The organism is Kineococcus glutinatus (assembly GCF_039542765.1).
Lineage (GTDB): Bacteria > Actinomycetota > Actinomycetes > Actinomycetales > Kineococcaceae > Kineococcus_A > Kineococcus_A glutinatus.
The window spans coordinates 1-3,198 of sequence record NZ_BAABIL010000527.1 but is presented as its reverse complement, the minus strand read 5'-3'; the positions used below and the strand labels follow the sequence as shown (position 1 = coordinate 3,198).

General features: G+C 76.5%; 2 protein-coding genes. One reads left to right on the top strand and one right to left on the bottom strand.

What is annotated here, in order from left to right; translation table 11 throughout:
* On the top strand, positions 1-2,557 hold a 2,557-nt coding region (locus ABEB16_RS17585), incomplete at its 5' end, for a PAS domain S-box protein (RefSeq protein WP_345713516.1).
* 91 nt (positions 2,558-2,648) lie between these two features.
* Here ABEB16_RS17585 and ABEB16_RS17580 read toward each other — a convergent pair.
* Positions 2,649-3,198: nucleosidase (locus ABEB16_RS17580; RefSeq protein ID WP_345713515.1), on the bottom strand; the 550-nt coding region annotated here is incomplete at its 5' end.

The window sequence follows — 3,198 nt, the reverse complement described above, 5'->3', positions numbered from 1 at the left end:
CACCCCGGCGGCCGCCGAGGCGGGAGCCGCCACGGGCGCCGCCAGCGCCACCACCGGCGCCGGGTCCCGCCCGCACCGGGAACCGGGCACCGCACCGCTGGCGGCGCTGCTGGACGCCGGCCCCGGCGGCTTCGTCGCCGTCGGCCCCGACGGGCGGATCGCGTACTGGAACGCCGCCGCCACCGACGTGCTGGGCTGGAGCGCCGCCGACGCCGTCGGCCGCGACCTCGTCGACCTCGTCGTCCCCCCCGAGCGGCGCGCCGACCACCGCGCCACCCTGGCGCAGCTCACCGCCGGCGGCTCCACCCCGCCGCGCCGACCGCTGCGGGTGCCCGTGCTGCACCGCGACGGGCACCACACCACCGTCCGGGTCACCCTCGCCGGCGCCGAGGTGGACGGGCAGCGGTGGCTGGCCCTGCAGCTGCACACCGGCAGCCGCCACCGCGGCCGGCACGACGACGCCGTGGAGCGCCTCAACGCCGTGCTGCGCTCCGCCGAGGAGGAGGCCCGCCAGCACAGCGCCCTGCTCACCGCCGTCATGAACAGCATCAGCGACGGCGTCGTGGTCGTCGACGGCAACGGCGACCCCCTGCTGCACAACGCCGCCGCACGGGCCGCGCTCGACCCCGCCGGGGAGTCCGACGACCCCGCGGCGTGGCTCGCCGGTGCCCGCGCGCTGCACCCCGGCAGCCTCGTCCCGCTCGCCCCGGCCGAGCTGCCGCTGCCGCGCGCCCTGCGCGGGGAGGTCGTCGAGAACCTGGAGCTGGTGCTGCGCCGCCCCCACCACCCCGAGGACCTCGTGCTGTCGGTGTCGGCGCGCCCGCTGGCCGACGGCACCGACGTGCTGGGCGCGGTCGCCGTGTTCTCCGACATCTCCGAGCCCACCCGCACCCGCGTCCGGCTCGAGCAGGCCGAGACCCGCTGGCGGCGCACCCTCGACAACGCCCCCACGGGCATCGCGCTCACCGGCCTCGACGGCACCTTCCTGCACACCAACGAGGCGCTGCGGCGCATCCTCGGCTACAGCGAGGCCGAGCTGCGCACCCGCACCTGGCAGGACATCACCCACCCCGAGGACCTGGAGTCCGAGCTCGTCCTCGTCAGGCACCTGCTCGCCGGCAACATCGACGACTACGCCCTGCAGAAGCGCTACGTGCACGCCGCCGGGCACGTCGTCTGGGTCGACGAGCGGATGGCGCTGGTGCAGGACGAGCAGGGCCGCTCCCTGCACCTCGTCGGGCACCTGCAGGACATCACCCGGCAGCGCTACATCGAGGAGCAGCTGCGCAGCCAGGCCGCGGTGTTCGACTCCATCCACGACGCGGTGCTCATCAACGCCGCCGACGGCACCCTGCTGGACTGCAACCCCGCGATGGCCGCCATGACGGGTTTCAGCCGCGAGGAGCTGCTGCTGGGCGGCACCATCAGCGGCAGCATCGGCGGTGCGGGCGGTCCCCTGGAGCTGGAGCTGCACCGGCAGTCCGTCGTGGAGCACCTGCGCACCCGCACCAGCTGGCACGGCGACGTGCCCTTCCGCCACGCCGACGGCAGCTCCCGCATCGCCGAGTGCGTCACCGTCGCCGTGCGCGACGTCACCGGGCGGGTGGACCGCACCATCAGCGTGCTGCGCGACGCCACGAGCGCGCGGGAGGCCGCCGAGGAGCTGCGGGAGGCCGAGGAGCGCTTCCGGCACGCCTTCGACCGCTCCCCCCTCGGCATGCAGCTGACCGACCTCACCCCCGGCCGCGAGGGGCGGCTGCTGCGCGTCAACGACGCCTACTGCGCCATGCTCGGGCGCAGCGCGGCGGACCTGCTCACGATGAGCGTGCAGGAGCTCACCCACCCGGAGGACGCCGGCCGCGACGACGACGCGCTGGCGCGGCTGTCCTCGGGCCGGGAGCAGTCCGTGACGTACGAGAAGCGCTACCTGCACGCCACCGGCCACCAGGTGTGGGTGGCGGTGTCCACGGCCGCGGTGACGCGCGCCGACGGCAGCCCGCACTACGCGGTGGCGCAGGTCACCGACATCACCGACCGGCGCGCGGAGGAGGAGCGGCTGACGGCCCTGGCGCTGCGGGACGCGCTGACGGGGCTGGGCAACCGGGTGCTGCTCACCGACCGGCTGCGGCTGGCGCTGCACCGCTCCAGCCGCAGCCTGCTGCCGCTGGCCGTGCTGTTCTGCGACCTCAACGGCTTCAAGCCGGTCAACGACACCTACGGGCACGCGGCGGGCGACGAGCTGCTGCGCACCATCGGGGCGCGGATCCGGGACGGCGTGCGCCCGGCGGACACCGTCTGCCGCGTCGGCGGGGACGAGTTCGTCATCCTCTGCGAGGACCTGGACTCCCCGGCGGTGGCCGAGGGCATCGCCGAGCGCATCCGGGAGGCGGTCGGTGCGCCCGTGGTGCTGGCCGACGGCACCGAGGTGGCGGTGGGCGTGAGCATCGGGGTGAGCCTCAGCGACTGCACGACCACCGACCCGGCGGAGCTGCTGGCGCGCGCCGACGCGGAGATGTACCGGGTGAAGTCGGCCTCGAGGTCGGCCTCGCGCCGCTGAGCGGGCGCGTCCTCCCGCCCATCTCCGGGTTCGGGCGCCGAAACGTGCCCTTCCGAGCGCCCGAACCCGGAGATGGGCGAGCGGGCGGGGGTCAGCCGTGGGCGTCGAGGAAGTCCGCCGCGGCGGCGCCCAGCTCCCGGGCGCTGCGGTCCAGGGCCCGGGCGAAGTCCCCCAGCGCCCCCTGCGAGGCCGCGTCGCTGACCCGCTTCAGCGCCGCCAGCGGCACCCCCAGCTGCGCGCACGTCTGCGCCAGCGCGGCGCACTCCATGTCCACCACCGACGCCCGCTGCACCAGCCGGGCGCGCAGGGCGTCGTCGGCGACGAAGGAGTCCCCGGTGGCGATCGTGGTGCCGTCGCCGTGCACCAGCGGGTAGGACTCCCGGGCCACCTCCCCCGGGGCCGCCCGCACCGCGACCCGGCCCACGTCCCACGCCCACGCCTCCTGCGGGCGCACGATGCCGCTGACGCCGTCGCGCAGGCCGCCGCAGGTGCCGACGTTGAGGACGCCCACGTCCGCCGGCCCGCCGGCCGCCGCCAGCCGGGCCAGCTCGTGCGCCAGCCGCGCGGCCGCGTTGACCTTGCCGATGCCGGTGACGAGCAGGCCCGCGGCGGCCGGGTGCGCGCGGGGCAGGGCGACGGCC